The organism is Marivirga salinae (assembly GCF_030503855.1).
Classification (GTDB): domain Bacteria; phylum Bacteroidota; class Bacteroidia; order Cytophagales; family Cyclobacteriaceae; genus Marivirga; species Marivirga salinarum.
Genome location: NZ_CP129971.1, coordinates 3,803,518 through 3,821,064, shown reverse-complemented (window position 1 = coordinate 3,821,064; position 17,547 = coordinate 3,803,518). Strand labels below are relative to the sequence as shown.

Here is a 17,547-nt window from a genome sequence, read left to right as displayed (position 1 = left end):
AATGAAAAAAATTACAAAGGTTTTTCTTTCAATAGTAGTATGTTTTTTTGCTTACTCATCATATGCACAAAGCCAAAAAGATTCATTAGAACAAGTTCTAGATTCATTATATCCGAAAAGTATTGTGAATGAAATAAGTACTGAAGAACATACCGAATATGCGCCCAGTATTAGTGCCAATGGCCGTACATTAATATATGAGTCTAATAAAGATGGATCATGGAAACTATATTTGACTAGAGATGAAAATGGTAGTTGGGGTGATGAAATTTCATTAGATAGCATCAATAATTATGGAGACTCAATAGATGTTATCTCGGGGCCTAATTTTAGCTACGATGGAAACAGGATTTACTTTCATGCCTCTTTTGATGGCGGCTATGGGTCTGAAGATATTTTTTATTCTGAAAGGGTAGGCGATACCTGGACTAAACCTCAAAATTTAGGCCCTGATGTGAATAGTAGAAGTTTTGATGGTTTCCCAACCATTACTACTGATGGAAAAACACTTTATTTTGCCAGAAACAGTAAAAACTCACCTGAAGGAGTTTCTGAATTTTGTTATGAAATTTATGCTACTCAAAAAACAGATTCAGGTTGGACAGAACCTACTGTTTTGCCTTATCCAGTAAATTTAGGATGTGAAAAAGCTCCCAAAATAATGGCAGATAACCGTACCTTAATTTTTGCCTCTCTTAGAGAAGGTGGTATGGGAGGATTTGATTTATACCAAACTCGATTAAATGCTGATGGTGATTGGGAAACTCCTGTTCCGCTAAAGTATGTAAATACTACGGATAATGATTTATTTTCCTGTATTTCTGCTTCTGGTGACCTTATGTATTTTTCTAAGAAGAATGATATTTATAGCGTGGAAATTCCGGAAGAATTCAGGCAGTTCCAGAATGTTACCATTCAGGGAGTTATTCGAGATGCTGATAGTAAAGAAGGTTTGTCCGCCAAAATGAGAATAACAGATGCCAATACATCTGAAATGATTACGAGTTTCGATAATAATCCTTCTGATGGTTATTATTCAATCGTCTTATCAGCGGGTAGAGCTTATAATCTTGAGGTTAGAAAGGAAGATTATAGTAGTGCATTATACTATTATGATTTAAGAGATATTGAAAGTTATCAGGAATATGAGCAAAACATTGATTTATTTACAACAGCTCATTTAAACGTAAACATATATGATATTGAATTATACGATCCTTTAAAAGCTACCATTACCGTAAAGAATGATATTGGACGAACCATTGATGTGGTAGAATCAGATGGAGTAAATTGGAAAACAAGAGTAGATCTTCCTATAGGAAATGCTTACACAATAGATGTAGAAAGTAAAAATTTCAAACCTAAAAGCTTTTCTATTGACCTAACCGGATTGATACTTTACAGAGTTTATGAGGAAGATATAGAACTTGTGCCGGAAAAAATAGGGGTTCCTATAAATGTTAAAGATTTATTAAGCGATGGTTCTGTTTCATCTTCACAACTAATTATTAGAAACAAAACACGAAATGAGGAAATTGTAATTTCTGGAAATCAAACCATCAATTTAAGGGTAGGAGACCGCTACATGGTAGAGGCTTCAAGTGATAGAGGCTATGCCTTTAACTCTACTGAAATTGGAATATCGAGTGAGGGTAAATTACAAACGGTTAATGAAGAAACAGGAGAAATTGAGGAAGACAGCAAAGGAGTAGAATTGAAGCTCCAACCTTTGTCAAAAGATGCAAATCTAACATTAAAAGATATTTACTTTGAGTCTAATTCTTCTTCACTTTTCGAAAGTAGTTTCGAGGAATTAGATAGGGTAATTAAATTGATGAAATCCTATCCAAGTATGAAAATTGAAATAGCAGCTCATACAGATGATATTGGCTCAGCAGCTTATAATACTCGCTTATCAAAAGAAAGAGCAAATAGCGTAATTAATTATATTACTGGAAATAACATTACTGAAGATAGATTGATATCGAAGGGATATGGAGAATCAAATCCTGTTGTTCCTAATGACTCTGAAGAAAATAGAGCAAAAAACCGTAGAGTAGAATTAAAGATTTTAGATATTCAATTGGCTCAAAACGATTAAATAGAGCCAATTAGGCAGTTATACGAGAGAAATTTATATCTATTTGTTATTCAGTACCCAATAATAGATTTTTGTGAAATTAGTTATTAGATTCCATATAAATAAAATGAAGAAATTATTAATCATATTATCGCTTTCCTTCGTCTTGCCCTTTGCAACTTATGCTCAATTGGAATTAGATTATGAAGATGATATTAACCCCTATTTCCTTGGGGATAGTGTTGATTTAGTATTTCCATTATTATATGATTTCTTTAAGTATAATAATGATCATCCTGCTACAAACATACAATTAGCCTTAATTTTTGAAGACCGATATAAAAATGCACATCCCATTTCAGATTATGAAGCTGCTATTGCAAATGCTGAAAGAGCGGAATTGCTTTTCGGACGTTCTCGTGATTTAATTGATGATAGAGAAACCAGAAGAAATGCATGGTATTATCCAAACTTCACAAATGAATTTAAAAGAAATGGCAAGCCAGTAGTTGAATTTGATAGTGTTAAAGTGGTTTTCTATGATGGCTTGAAAGAGGCTGATTCATTTTTAACTCATATGCCTCCTATCCATACTAATTTTATGAAAATGGTAGAACAATATGATTTGGCTACTAAGAATTTTGTACGGATAAATGGTGATTATAATTCTTTAAAAGATGTGTATTTATTATACGATGATAAATTAGAAAGCCGATTTAATTTGGTTAAAAACAGTTATGATTCTACTCTTTATTATTTCAAGAAATATCAGGAAGCTGCAAAAGAGTATCCTCCATTTGATTTGGAACAGGAAATTTCAATCAATAAAATTAAAACATACCGATTAGACGGTTTAGTAATCCAAACAGATTTTTTGGTAGATAACATTGGACTTTGGGATTATGGTGCTTGGGTAGATCAGGTTAAAAAGGTGATTGACACGGAGATTAACCTTTTAAGAAAAGATATTGTGACCATTGAAAAAAAGCTAGATGATAGCTTTGCAAAAATGGAAAACTGGGAGCCTAATGATTCTATAAACCTGGATCCTATTGAAAAGAAATCAATTTATAAAATCAGAAAGTATGATTTGAATTCACCTGTTGCCAATGTATTTCAATATAAAGATGATAAACTCGATTTGATAAGTGAACAGAAAAGCCTTTCAGTTTATGATACTGCTGAGGATATATCCTTTCAAGTTAAATTATATACCATAAACAGGGTTTTTCAACAAACGGTGAGCCTTGAAAATGATTTGAAGAAATATAATTCTGAAATCCCTAATAGTAATTTGAATAAGAATAAAGATTTCTATCAAAAGTATTATGGGGGAATAGATGGAATTAAATCCTATTTTAAAACTGAGGAAGAAGATTTATTGAAAATTAGAAGTGAATCAGCTGAAAAATTAAGATTGCAAATATTAGATCATCTTGAAGAGCCATTTTTACAGGAGGTTCCGACTTATAGAGGTGTTGAATTTGAATGGCAAATGCCAGAATATGAATATGATCCACTAACTAAAAACGTAGCATTTATTAATCACTCCAAAAAGAATGTAAATGATTTAGAATATTTTGGAGGTTTTTATTTTGATAAAGATAGTGTTTCGCAAGCCTTTTATGGAGCAAAAGTTGGGAATAGTGTAAAATGGTATAATGCAGTTCCATCTGTTTATTCTAATAGCAAAGTTTGGCAAAAAGTACCGGATATTAATGTAGTTGGTGGAGGAGATTTGAACTTCTTGGTATATGAAAGCCATGTGGATTCATTAGATTTTGTAAATCGAATTTTAGTTTCAGATGAAAATGGTGAAATTAAAAATGAAATTGAAATAAACACCCAAGAAAAGCCAATTGAATTGACTTCCTTGAGAAACAGCAATTTTCAATTAGCATTTTATCAAGGTGATGGATTGGGCGATGCAGTTTGGCCTACTAATTTAACAGCAATTCGATTCCATCCGGATAGTTCTGATTATTTTATAAAGGAAGTTAGCATTAATGGAAAATACAATGGTGTTTTTCAAACTGAGGCTGGTTTAATTGTCACCTCTTCTTCGGAGGATAAGAAAAACATATATGTTACTATAATGGATAATGAATTTAATGCTCTAAAGAAGAAAACATTTAGTTTTGAAGAAGAAATTGATATTAAACATTACTATCAAGTAAGTGATGAAAGCCTTCACTTGTTCAATGCCAAGGGGGAGAAAGGACATTTGGTATTTACTGATCAATTGGAATTACGGTATTCAGATATTCCTTTAATAGAAGGCGGGATATAATGTTTTTTGTAGTGAAATAAAAGAGGCTGTTCTTTCGAAGAACAGCCTCTTTTTAATTATAGTAATTTGTAACCAACGCTCAACATAAGTTGATTTACCTTAACATCCGCATCCTGTCCTAATACAGCTTGATTAGATAAGTTTCCTTCGTATTTTAAGTCAATTATTAATTTTGAAATATCTACTCCTATACCTGCCTGATAAGCAAAAACTGCAGTTTTGTAATCTTCAACATCTGCATCCTCAAAATCTTCTAAGTTTTTCAAGTTGAAACTTGCTACAGGTCCGGCATTTATTCTTACTGGTCCTAATTTCCAACCAAATAAAACAGGCATGTCAATTTTATTTTGATTAAATTCAACTGGCTCACTTACAGGTCTGTTGGGATCAATATATTGACCTCTCACAGCATTAAAATATAACTCAGGCTGAATATAGAAACCGGCAATTTTAACTCTAGTAAAAATACCTGCATGATAGCTCAAGCGAGCATCACCAGATTCATAGTTATCAGCATTTTCTTTAATGCTCAAAGTAGTGCTACTTACACCTATTTTAGGTCCAATAGTGAATATTTGTGCTTTGGCACTTATTCCAATAAAAAATAATAGTGCGGTTAATGTAAAAAGCTTTTTCATCTTGATTAATTTTAGTGTTTGACTGTGTTATAACGAATATGACGATAAATGTTATATTTTTGCCGATTATTCCTATGAAAAATAAGATGAAACTTGAAAAGCAATTATTAGGTCAACTCGAAAATCGAAAAATTAATGGTGGTTATAGAAGCTTAAAGCAGAATGTTAATAATTTAATTGATTTCAGTTCAAATGATTATTTAGGGCTTTCTAAAGTTGAAGAAATTCATCATGATCACAATGAATTTATTGATAATGGTGCCACCGGTTCACGCTTATTAAGTGGAAATAAAGCATATCATGAAGCAGTGGAAAACTTTCTATCTGAATACTTTAAATCTGAATCTGCTTTGTTATTCAATTCTGGCTACATGGCCAATTTAGGTGTTCTATCCTCTGTACCACAAAAAGGAGATACAATTTTACTTGATGAGCTTTCTCATATTTGCATCAAAGAAGGAGTTCGCTTAAGCAGAGCTAATTATTTTAATTTTAAGCACAATGATCTTCAAGATTTAGAGAAGAAGCTTAAGAAAATTGAAGAAGGAAATATTTTTGTTGTAGTAGAGTCGGTTTATTCAATGGATGGTGATCAAGCACCTTTAAAAGAAATTGTTGAATTATCGGTTCAGTATAATGCCAATATAATAGTAGACGAAGCGCATAGTACAGGTTTATATGGCCAATCGGGTTATGGGCTTTGTTGTGATTTGGAGCTACAAGATCAAATTTTTGCAAGAATTTATACTTTTGGAAAAGCAGTAGGGGTTCATGGGGCTGCTGTAGCGGGAAGTAATATTCTAAAAGACTATTTAATAAATTATAGCCGGCAATTTATTTATACCACTGCACTGCCACATCAAAGTGTTCAAGTCATAAAAAACGCTTTAAATTATAGGGAAAAGCATCCTGAGCTTTGGGGTGATTTACAATCAAAAATAACGCTATTCAACAGTCTTTTAAAGAATGCGATCAATAAACTAGATAGTGAACATCCAGTTCAGGGAATCATATTGGGTGGTGCTGCAGAGGCCTCAAATTTTTCTAAGTATTTGAATGATAAAGGTTTTGATGTTCGTCCGATCCTTAGTCCAACAGTTCCCAAAGGAAAAGAAAGAGTAAGGATCTGCCTGCATGCTTTCAATTCTGAAGAAGAAATAACAAATTTGTGTCATCATATCAATCAGTATTTTCAATGAACTATTTTATTACAGCAATCGGCACAGACAGTGGGAAATCACTTTTTAGTGCTATAATATGTGAAGCCCTGGAAGCAGATTATTGGAAACCAATTCAAGCTGGTTATCCTCGAGATACGGATTATGTTGGAGGTTTGCTAAGCAACTTGAAGTCAGAACTCATACCTGAAAAATATGTACTCAATACCCCAGCTTCTCCTCATTATGCTGCTGAAATTGACAACATCAAATTGGAAGTAGTTGATTTTGATATACCTAAAACTGAAAACGATTTAATTATAGAAGGTGCTGGAGGCGTTTTGGTTCCGATTAATAATAAGGAATTTGTTATTGATTTTCCAAAACATTGGAATATACCAGTTATTCTGGTAGCTAATCTTTATTTAGGAAGCATTAATCACACCTTATTAACAATTAATGAATTGAAAAGAAGAGGAGTGGAAGTAAAAGGAATTGTTTTTAATGGCCCTTCAAATCCTTCTAGCGAAGACATAATTTTGAAACATAGCGGCTATAATTGTTTGTTGAGAATTAAGGAAGAAAAAGAAATTAATCATGCAGTAGTTCGGAAATATGCTGCAGAGTTAAAAAAGAATTTATGAACTGGTTAGAAAGAGACAGTGACAGTATTTGGCATCCGTTTACACAATTGGTAAATGGGTTTGAACATATCATGGTGGAAAAAGCAGAAGGAATGTATTTGCATACCTCTGATGGTCGTAAAATCATGGATGCGATATCCAGTTGGTGGGTGAACTTGCATGGGCACAGTCACCCTAAAATTGCAGAAGCTGTTGCAAAACAAGCTCAAAACTTGGAGCATGTGATTTTTGCTGGATTCACGCATGCACCTGCTATTGAATTAGCTGAAAAGTTACTTTCCATTTTGCCTGAAAATCAATCTAAAATCTTTTATTCCGATAATGGAAGCACTGCCAATGAGGTAGCTTTAAAAATGGCTTTTCAATATTGGTATAATAAAGGGTATGAAAAACGTAGGAAAGTAATTGCATTTGATGGGGCTTATCATGGTGACACCTTTGGCGCTATGGCAGTAGGGGATAGAGGACCTTTTTCTGCTCCATTCTCACCTTTCCTTTTTGATGTGGAGTTCTTACCTATGCCAGTAAATGGGAATGAGGATGAGCTCATTCAAAAATTCTATCAATTAGTTGACACAGAACAAGTAGCTGCCTTCATTTTTGAACCCTTAGTTTTGGGCTCCGCTGGAATGAAAATGTATGATGCTAAATTTTTAGATAAACTCATCAATATCGCTCAGGATAAGGGTGTGATTTGTATAGCTGATGAGGTGTTCACAGGCTTTGGCAGGACTGGGAAACATTTTGCATCTGATTATTTAGAGAACAAACCTGACATATTTTGTCTTTCTAAAGGACTAACAGGCGGTACTATGGCACTGGGTGTTACTTCTTGTACAGATGAAATCATGGAGCCTTACAAAAGCACAGACATCATGAAGACTTTCTTTCATGGTCACAGCTTCACTGCAAATCCAATAGCGTGTGCAGCTTCCATTGCCAGTTTTGAGTTATTAGTCTCTGAAGAAACACAATCGCAAATTGTGAAAATCAGCCAATGGCAGAAAGATTTTCATGATAAATTGTCATCCCATCCTAAAGTGCAAAATAGTAGGGTATTGGGTACTATTTTCGCTTTGGAATTAAAAACTGAAGCAGATACATCTTATGTAAATGAAGTGCGCCATAAACTATATCCATTCTTTCTTGAAAGAGATATTCTGCTTCGCCCTTTGGGAAATGTAATTTATATTTTACCTCCTTATATTATAAAAAAGGAAGAAATAGAAAAGGTTTATGAGGCAGTTGAGGAGATGTTGGAGAGTTTGTAGTACTAACTTAATCCACAATATTTTCAAAATCTTGCGGTTTTTCTAAAGGATATCTAGCTCGTGCTCAATCACAAATGTACTCTATAAATCCTGTTTATGACTTTAAGTGTTTCACGTAAACCCTTTTAGTACATTCCCCTATTTTAATACGCTTAACCCGTATTTTTTTAAATAAGAATCCCTCTGATTTATAGGAGTGTTTATATGACGAATTTTGATATATCATAAATCGGAATTCATCATGAAAAACATCATCATCATCATCGCACTAACAATTTTAGGCCTTAACGCTGGCTTTGCCAATGTTGATCCGGACAATAAACCCGCCAAATTTCGTATATTAGCAATAAGTGCTTCAAATGATTCCATAATGAGCGCTTCTAATATTATTACCTTGTTTCAACCTTTTTCTGTTGAATTTCCAACAGCATTTACTCCAAACGGAGATGGATTAAATGATTCATTTGGAGCTGTTGCTAAAGGAGTAGAGGATTACAAACTTATTATTTATAACCGTTTTGGTGATGTGATTTTCACTTCTACTGATATTGAAAAAAAGTGGGATGGTAAAATTCAAGGAGATTCCGCTCCTTCTGGCGCTTATGTTTATCAAGTTTATGCAGAAGGTCAAGAAGGCACTTCTGTAAATCGTTCCGGTAAAGTTACTTTAATCAAATAATCATCAGCATCATGAAAATTTCTATCATCATAAAAACAATATTTTTATTCCTTTTAGGCAATTTTGGCTTGTTCTATTTTGCTCAAGCTCAAATAAACGCCAATAAAACAGAAGGATGTGCTCCATTAGTGGTCAGTTTTGAATTAGAAAATAATGATTTCCAATCTGTGAATTGGGTTTTTGGCGATGGGCAAACTTCAAATGCTGAATCCCCAACAATCATTTTTGAAGAAGTTGGTGTTTTTGATGTATTGGCTGTTTTGAATAAGGAATCTGGTGAAAAGGATACCATTTCAGTAAGTGATATGATCTCGGTTTCAGATAGTCCTATCGCTAATTTTTCAGTTGAAAGTGAAACTATTTGTATTAGTCAATCTGTAAGTTTTCAAAATGAATCTGAAAATGCCCATGAATATCAATGGTCATTTGGAGATGGTAATCAATCTTCACAAGAAAATCCAGTTCATGAATATGATGAAGCAGGTACATATACTGTAACTCTTACTGCAAAATCTTTAGGTGATTGCCAGGATTTAAAGGTACAAGAAAATATCATTGAAGTAAGAGCGGCTGAAGAAGTTACGGCCTCTGTCAATAGTTATATTCAATGTTTGCAAGATGATACTAATCTAAAATTCGAATTAATAGGAGAAATTAGTGAAGCAATTTGGAATTTTGGTGATGGTGAAAGTGCCGAAGGGATTTCTGTTGAGCATATATATTCAACCATTGGAAGTTACAATGTCAGAGTGGAGTATTTAGATGTGAATGGCTGCTCAGGAACTGTTGAATTGGATTCTGCTATTCAAGTAGGAGAGATAGAAAGCCCTGAAATAGTGGTCGCTAATCCTAATGTTTGCCTTGGGCAGTCTCTTGAATTTTCAGCAAATCATTCCAATTCTGAAGGTTTTAGATGGACTGTTAATGGTAATTCTTATCAAGGTAAAAAGGTGAATATTGTTTTTAATCAACCTGGGCTGCATGATGTTCTGTTAAGCTATACTGCTCCTAATGGTTGTACAATTGATGTCTTAGAGGAAAAATTGATTGAAGTCTCTGAAGCTCCCGATCCTTCTATCGAATACGAAGAATTTACTGCTTGTGCGCCCTTTAATTTTACTGCCACCAACCAAACTGCTGGTGCAGTAGCTTATTCATGGAAGATTAATAAGCAAATTATAACTGGTCAAGAACTTGAGTATACTTTTGAAAAGCATGGAAACTATGAAGTAATAGCTATTACGGAATATGAAAGTGGATGTATAATTGAAAAGAAACTGAAGGATAAGATTCAGGTTTTTAAGAAAGAGACAAACTTGAAAATTGAAAAATGGCAAGGATGCGCTCCTTTTTTAACTGAAGTAAAATTATTAAATGGTGGTGCTAATGAAATTATTTGGGATGATGGTAATGGAAAGAGCTTAGAAGGTCATGAGGTTGATTTTGAATACGAAACTCCAGGAGTTTATTATCCTAAAGTAAGTTATATCAACAATAAAGGATGTGAAGTTGAATATGAATTTGATAGTCCTATTACAGTATTAAATTCTTCTATTAATTTATCCGAACCTGAGGTAATTGAATCATGTACTTATACGGAGGTTCAATTTAGCGGAAGCATGGGCTATGATTATTGGGAATGGGATTTTGGAGATGGTAATACTTCCACAGAACAAAATCCTATGCATGCTTATAGTGAATCTGGAAATTATGAAGTTTCATTGACTACTAATAACCGAAATGGTTGTGCAACTACTATTGAAAGATATAACATCATTGAAATCCCTGATTTAGATCCAAAAGCTGAGTACGAAGTGACGGCTGGTGAGGAATGTGGGCTTTTTAAAGTGGATTTATCAACTGAGATCACCGAAGGGCAAACTGTAAGATGGTTCTATAATGAAAGTCTAGTAGGAAACGATACAGAATTGAGTTTGTCATTTATTACTTTAGATGATGTAAGTCTGACTTTAAGCATTCAAAGTGACGGGAAATGTTCAAAGTCTAAAGCCATAATGATTCCTAACCCGTGGTCAGATTGTGAAAATCCTGAAATTGAAGAAGAAAATGAAGAAACGGATAGTGATAGCCCAATTGGCAGATTTACATTCAGCAGTTGTAATGTACCTTTTTCATTGGATCTCGTAAACCCTGCTCCAGATGCTTCATTTTTCGAATGGAGGTTTGAAGATAAAGATTCGCATTCTGAAAATAAATTTACAGAAACATATACTAGCGCAGGAGAATTTACTATTGATTATTATGCTGAATTCAATAAGGATAGCAGCTTTTTGGTAGAAGATTATATAACCGTTACAATCCAAAGTTCTATCATTGAGTTTGATTATAAACTTGAAAAAGTTTGTGAGGGATTTAAAGTCTATTTAAGTCCTGACAATCCGGATTTTGAAGATTATAAATGGAAAATAAATAATTCCAGCGTTGAATTAGCAGCCGATGGAAGCTATTTATTGGAAAATGAAGGATTGTATTCTGTTAGTTTATCAGCTAGTGGCCAATCTAGTTGTGAAGCCACCAAAATTAAGAATATCTATATAGGAAATCATGAAAACCAATTTACTTATCCCAAAGCCTTATGTTTGGGTGAAGGCATATCAATAACACATAATCTTCAAGGATATGAAAGTTTTGAATGGGACATGGGAAATGGTGAAACTGTTTCCAATTTTAATTCTGATTATGTTTATCCTGAGTCAGGGCAGTATCAAATAACGCTTACTGCAACTGATTTTGAAGGTTGTCAGAACAGCTATGAGTTAGCAAGCCTGGTACATATCAAAAATCCTAAGGCTGAATTTACCGCTAATAAAACTCAAGGATGTGGTGAAGTTCAAGTAAGTTTTCAAAACCAATCTGAAGGGGCAACAAGCTGGTTGTGGGACTTCGGAAATGGTCAGACTAGTACAGAAGAAAATCCAAAGGTTAAATTTCAAGCGGGCAGTTATTCTGTAAGCTTAATAGCCATTAATGGAGAGTGTAGAGATTCTATTTCTTATCCTGACTTTATAAATATTGATGAATTGAGCAGTGAATTTACCTATGAATATGATCAATCTTGCTTGCCAGTGACTGTGAGCTTCCATGATGAGAGCATAAATGCTGCTAATTGGCTATGGGACTTTGGTGATGGAAATACTTCTACTGAACAAAATCCAACTCACACCTATTATGAATTACCCGAATCTGAAGTAAAGCTTACAGTAGAGAACGAGAATGCTTGTAAGCAAAGTAGTAAACAATTGTTAAACTTTATTTTTAGTGCTGAATTTCAAGTAGATGCCAATCAAATTTGTGTAGGATCAGATGTGAATTTTTCTGCAATTAGTGATGATGCTGTAAGCTGGATTTGGGATTTTGGTGATGGAAATAGTAGTACTGAACGAAACCCCATTCATGCATATCAAACTGCAGGAACATACAATGTTAGCTTAATAGCAGCAAACGAGTCTGGCTGTCAAGATACTGTCAATATGAAAGAATTCATTGAGGTTTCACCATATAAGGCAGATTTTGAATTAAAGGAAACTATTAAAAGTTCATGTGTTCCTGTTCAAGTGGAATTCACGGATTTGTCTGAAGGAGCAATCAGCTACCATTGGGATTTTGGTGATGGAAAAACTTCAAGAGTAGCAAATCCAATCCATTTATATCAAAGTGTAGGTGAATTTGATGTTACATTAGTTATCACTAATAAACTGGGTTGCCAAGATACTTTAAGACAGGAACAATTAGTAAAAGTTAGTGGCCCTGAAACTAAATTTGAGATTGAAACGAAAACGGTATGTTTGCCTAATACTGCTAATTTCACGGATGTTTCCACAAGTGCAGTGCAATGGCAATGGATCTTTGGTGATGGTAATACTTCTAATGAAAAAAGTCCAAAGCATTTATATGAAGAACCAGGTGTTTATAATGTGACATTGATTGCTCAAAATGAAGATGGATGTGAACAGATTTTCAAAATGAGTGGCATTAAAGTTTTACCAACACCAGAAGTGAATTTCGAAATGAAAATTTCAGGCGAATGTTATCCTGTAGAAGTGAAATTGACTAATAAAAGCTCTAATCTTCTTAATCCTTCTTACTTATGGGATTTTGGCGGTGGACAAACATCTACTGAAGAAAGTCCTACTATTTTAATAGAAAGAACAGGGGAGTTCAATGTTTCCTTAACTGTAAAAAACGACAATGGATGTCCAGTGAAATATACTCATGATGATCAAATTCTAGTCAGAGATACGGTTATTCATACTGAAGCAAATTTGAATCAAATATTAGTAGAGAATAATAGAGTCCAATTTGATATAGAGCCATTTAATTATAATAATATATCTCACTATAATGTTTACAGAGATAGCCCTAATGGATTTTATTTATTGCAAAGAATTGATTTAGAAGGTCAGGCCAATCAACGTTTGATGTATGATGATGATAATTGTCGTCCTCAAGATATGTCGCATGAATATATCTTTCAGGCAATTCCTTTATGTGAAGATACGGTTACAAAAGAACAATTGACCATATACAATACATTACTATTGAATAAGCAAGCTGAGCTGGAAAATAGAGAAAGAATAATCACTTGGAATTTATCTAAAGGATTTTCTATTGATAATCAACGTGTTTTCAGAAAGCCAAAAGGAGAGGCGCAATGGCAAGAGATTGCCGTATTGGAAACTTATGCTTTAAGTTTCCAAGATAAGGAAGATTTATGTCCTGGCTTTTATGAATATAGAGTAGGTGCTTTTGAGCAAAATTCACTGCGATCTGTAAGTAATTATGTAGAATTTGAAGTGTCTGATGATATTTATGTTAATCAGGTTGCAGATATTCAGAATACAACTGTGTTGGAAACAGGTGAAGTATTTACAGAATGGAGCATACCTAAAGAAGGGAAAAGTAGAATTACGGCTTTTGAAATTTATAGAAGTGAAAATGGGGGTGAATTTAAATATTTTGATAGTGTGGAGCCCCATGAGCAATTCTTTATTGATAAAGAAAGTGATACAGAAAACAACACTTATAATTATCAAGTGAAAGTGGTAAATGATTGCGCTATTGATACAGATACAAGTGATGAAAGTAATACTGTATTACTGAAAAAAGATGTTCAGTTCAGAAAATATGAATTGAAATGGAATGCTTTTAAAGGCTGGGAAGAAGGTGTGAAAAAATATGTGATTCAGCGTCTTAATGAAAATGGCGAATGGGAAACTGTGGAAGAAGTTTCAGGAGATCAGTTGAAGACTATTATTCGAGATACTGAAGATTAATGAGTTAGAAGTGGAGAGATGGAAGTGAGAAGTAGTTCGAAACTTCGCACTTCAAGCTCCTAACTTCCAACTCCCTAAAACCTCAAAGCCTCTTTAAAAAGCAATAAATCATCTTCCAAACTAGTAGTGGCTGTAGGGAAATCAATATACTTTTGCAGCTTAGTTTCAGGGCTAGCGAGCAATTCCCTTAATTTTAAATGCTGATTAATAAAGGTGAATTCCATATCAGGATAAATTGATTTCAAAGCATCAACGATATCCAAAACCTGTAAATTTTGACTCACCACATTATAGTAATCTGAAGGGATATCATTTTTGATAGCTACCTGTTTTAAAATTTCTGTTACTTTCTGAATAGAGATGAAAGGGCGGTGTTGTTTTCCGTCTCCGTGAATGGCAATACGCTTATTGAAATTAGTATCAAACATAAAGCGGTTGATCACGGCATCAAAACGGACTGCGTTTCCATAGCCATAAACATTTCCTAACCTTAATATTTGTGTATTGATTTTATCCATCAAACGTGCCACATGCTCTTCACCTCTTAATTTTGAGATTCCATAGATCGTTCTTGGGTTAGGATGATGGTTTTCCCCAATCATTTCAGTGGATGAACCAAATACAGAAACACTACTAGCAAAAACAAAATGCTCTACATCGGATTCTTCAACTGCATAGACTAATTCAGCTGTGCCCCAATGATTGCTCTGTTCAAAATAATGAGGGTCAGCATCCGCAAAAGGAGTAGTCACCTTTGCAGCCAAGTGAATAACTGTATCAATCCCATTCAGAGCTTTTTTAAGCTTTCTTGTATCTAATAATTCCCCTTGAATAAAATTGATTTTCTCTTGATTGGGTAGTTTTCCTCCTAAAAAGAATTGGTAATTATTGCGGCTCAGATTATCGTAAATCACAATCTGTTCTACTTCGGGCAAAGGTAAAAGCTGTTCAATTAATGCAGAGCCGATATAACCGGCTCCTCCAGTAATTAATATTTTCTTCATGGGTGTTCGGTTTTAAGAAAGCAAAAGTAATGTATTAATGGTGTCTGTGAAAATGTAACTGTATTTATGTTAAACTAGAAATAATGATGTAGAAAAAGGATTCTCAAATAAATAGAAAATATATCTTGAAGAGTAGATTATCGGCCAATATTTCAGGATTTACTAAGCTAAATCTGATAGTTTAACCCTAAAAGTAGTCCCTTTTCTAGGCTCACTTTCAAACTCAATAGATCCCTCTAATTGTTCTACTAACGTTTTTACAATGGATAAGCCCAAGCCAGAAGTGCTTTCTCCGGCCGTTGGTTTGTTACTCATTTTTTGAAATTTATGAAAGATCTTGGGCTGTTCTTCTTTTAAAATACCCATACCTTCATCTTTCACTTCAATTAGAAGATGATTTTCTGCTTGTATAGCTGTAATATGAACTATACTGTTTTCATAAGAAAATTTCAGAGCATTTGAAATGAGGTTATCCATTATACGCTGAAGTTTGTCTTGGTCAGTATGAAATCCCTTCTTTTCGGCTTTAATTTCTTTCTTAAAATTAATGCTCTTTAGTTTTGCATTATCCTCGTGTTTTTGAATGAGTTCATCAAAATAAGTTTCAACATTTATTGCCTCTATTTCAGGTTTTTGCTGTGATTCTATTCGATAAAGTTGCAGTAAATCTTCAATTAGCTGAACACCTTGCCCATTTGATTTTTCAAGTTTACTTAGATAATCTTGTTGCTCTTCAGTTAAATTTTTTGGCATTTTAATCAATTGAATCAATCCTTTATTATTATTTAAAGGTGATTTTAAATCATGAGCTAATACGTGTATTAATCCATTTTTTTCATCATGGATTCGTTTTAATTCTTCATTATTCTGAAGAAGTTCTTTATTTCTCTCATTTATTTCTTTTGTCCTTTCATCAACGGTCTTTTCTAATCGCTGATTTGATTGCTGTAGTGCTAAACTCAAATCCTGATTTTTGATGTATGTTTGATTTTGCCGGTTGGCCAAAATGATCACATGGCTAAATAAATAGAAGAATATACCCAATGCAAAAACCATATCTCCAACAATTTGAGATTGGTGAATAAGAATTTCTATTACGGTAACAGTGAAAAGTAAGACAAAACCAATCAGCGCTATTATGATTTCTCTATTTCCTTTTAGACTTGCTTTAAATATATAATACAATATTGCAGTTCCTATAATCACGGTCACCACTTGCATAATCGGAACTAAGTTGGAATTGTAAACAATAGGGGTGAAAAGGGTAATGATAGAAGCTGAGACTCCGATATAATATGGAACAGAGGCAAAGAATTTGGGTATAAACTGCGGAAAGAGATAATATATGAAGCGGATAGTAAAAGCAAAAATAAGATAAAAACTAATTAGTTCTATCCTCGTGCTCAACCACCAAGGGAAATTCAAATAGTCAATTAATAAATACTCATTGACACTTAAAGCTCGGAGAATTGTAAATAAGCAAACCAAGGCAAAGTAAGTATTCATTTTATTTCTGGTTCGAAAAAGATTAGAACCTAAATGATATAATCCCATAAAGAAGATGGAGCCAATTAAGAAAAATGATAATGATATATTTTGTGATCTTTCTTCATGCAGTAAGTTGTTTTCAGCCAATTCCGGTGGTCTAGACATTCCTCCTTTACGATAATGGAAATTAGAAATTTGAATGACTATCTCAAGTGTATCTGAATTAGGTATTTTGAAAATTTCATTACGGTAATCTGGCTCAGCAGTTTCCGCAGAAGTGCCTAACTTACCTACTTCTCCAATTTCTTTCCCGTTAATATAAATCTTATAATTAGTACTCTGAACCTTTCCGTTTAATGCTAAATTTTCAAGCTCTCCATTTATAATTATTTTTGCATAGTAAGTAGCGTAACCTGTGGAGGGAAGCTTTTCACCCCTGAATTCCATACCGGTCCAAGTATGCGGAACTTCTACAAAAACTGCTGAGTCCAATTCTCGTATTTCTTTGGCTGAGAGTAATTGACCATATTCTATTTGCCATATACCTTCAAGTAATACAACTTCTTTATTGAGGTTGATATCTTGAAAATCGAATACAGCTTGCTGACCATAACTCAAGGAAGTTGTGGTAAAAATAATAATAGTAAAAATGGATAATACCTGTTTCAACATAAATTGTTTTCCTGAAAAAGATAATTGATTGATAATTATAATACAAATTTAAAGCTTGTTTCAAAGATTAAGGTTTGCAATTTGCTTTAAAAAGTACAAGAAGTAGGTATTGAGTGAGATTCAGGATAAAGTAGATCTTTTAAAGATTTTATAAGTTTTATTTTTCAAGTTATGAAATCTGAAAATCTATGAACTGCTATATTGTATAAATCAATCCTATGATTTCTTAGATGAAGCTCAATTATAAATGATCAAATACGTAAGAACTAAAAAGTTGAAAAGACAGTTTGAATCTTGATTTTATAAGCTCAAAATAGAAGGTATTAAGTA

10 protein-coding genes are annotated in these 17,547 nt (G+C 33.5%); 7 read left to right on the top strand and 3 right to left on the bottom strand.

Annotated elements, in window-relative coordinates:
• The first annotated feature begins 1 nt into the window (after nt 1).
• Complete coding sequence (locus QYS49_RS15915; RefSeq protein WP_308348713.1) at nt 2-2,101, top strand: OmpA family protein; 2,100 nt, start codon at nt 2-4, stop codon at nt 2,099-2,101.
• Between the two features lie 106 nt (nt 2,102-2,207).
• Nucleotides 2,208-4,370: a hypothetical protein gene (locus QYS49_RS15910; RefSeq protein ID WP_308348712.1), complete on the top strand. Its 2,163-nt coding sequence runs from the start codon at nt 2,208-2,210 to the stop codon at nt 4,368-4,370.
• Nucleotides 4,371-4,426: 56 nt separating this feature from the next.
• Here QYS49_RS15910 and QYS49_RS15905 read toward each other — a convergent pair whose 3' ends face one another.
• Nucleotides 4,427-5,008 (bottom strand): porin family protein, encoded by a 582-nt coding sequence (locus QYS49_RS15905; protein ID WP_308348711.1) that lies wholly within the window; start codon nt 5,006-5,008, stop codon nt 4,427-4,429.
• A gap of 86 nt (nt 5,009-5,094) precedes the next feature.
• Between QYS49_RS15905 and QYS49_RS15900 the strand changes: the two genes are divergently transcribed.
• The 5 genes from QYS49_RS15900 (at nt 5,095) to QYS49_RS15880 (ending at nt 14,053) form a co-directional block, all read left to right on the top strand.
• Nucleotides 5,095-6,207: an aminotransferase class I/II-fold pyridoxal phosphate-dependent enzyme gene (locus QYS49_RS15900; RefSeq protein WP_308348710.1), complete on the top strand. Its 1,113-nt coding sequence runs from the start codon at nt 5,095-5,097 to the stop codon at nt 6,205-6,207.
• Nucleotides 6,204-6,809, top strand: a complete 606-nt coding sequence (bioD, locus tag QYS49_RS15895) for a dethiobiotin synthase (RefSeq protein ID WP_308348709.1) — start codon at nt 6,204-6,206, stop codon at nt 6,807-6,809. Before QYS49_RS15900 ends, bioD begins: the two co-directional genes overlap by 4 nt.
• Complete coding sequence (gene bioA / locus QYS49_RS15890; protein ID WP_308348708.1) at nt 6,806-8,080, top strand: adenosylmethionine--8-amino-7-oxononanoate transaminase; 1,275 nt, start codon at nt 6,806-6,808, stop codon at nt 8,078-8,080. Before bioD ends, bioA begins: the two co-directional genes overlap by 4 nt.
• Nucleotides 8,081-8,321: 241 nt before the next feature.
• Entirely contained in the window at nt 8,322-8,759 is a 438-nt protein-coding gene (locus QYS49_RS15885; RefSeq protein ID WP_308348707.1) for a T9SS type B sorting domain-containing protein, read from the top strand.
• 11 nt (nt 8,760-8,770) lie between these two features.
• Nucleotides 8,771-14,053, top strand: coding sequence for a PKD domain-containing protein (locus tag QYS49_RS15880; protein WP_308348706.1), 5,283 nt, complete (start codon nt 8,771-8,773; stop codon nt 14,051-14,053).
• A 74-nt stretch (nt 14,054-14,127) separates the two neighbouring features.
• Here the strand turns inward: QYS49_RS15880 and QYS49_RS15875 are convergent, their stop codons facing one another.
• Together QYS49_RS15875 and QYS49_RS15870 are read right to left on the bottom strand one after the other, a co-directional pair.
• Entirely contained in the window at nt 14,128-15,057 is a 930-nt protein-coding gene (locus tag QYS49_RS15875) for an NAD-dependent epimerase/dehydratase family protein (protein WP_308348704.1), read from the bottom strand.
• 162 nt (nt 15,058-15,219) lie between these two features.
• Nucleotides 15,220-17,217 (bottom strand): sensor histidine kinase, encoded by a 1,998-nt coding sequence (locus QYS49_RS15870; RefSeq protein WP_308348702.1) that lies wholly within the window; start codon nt 17,215-17,217, stop codon nt 15,220-15,222.
• Nucleotides 17,218-17,547 lie beyond the last annotated feature (330 nt).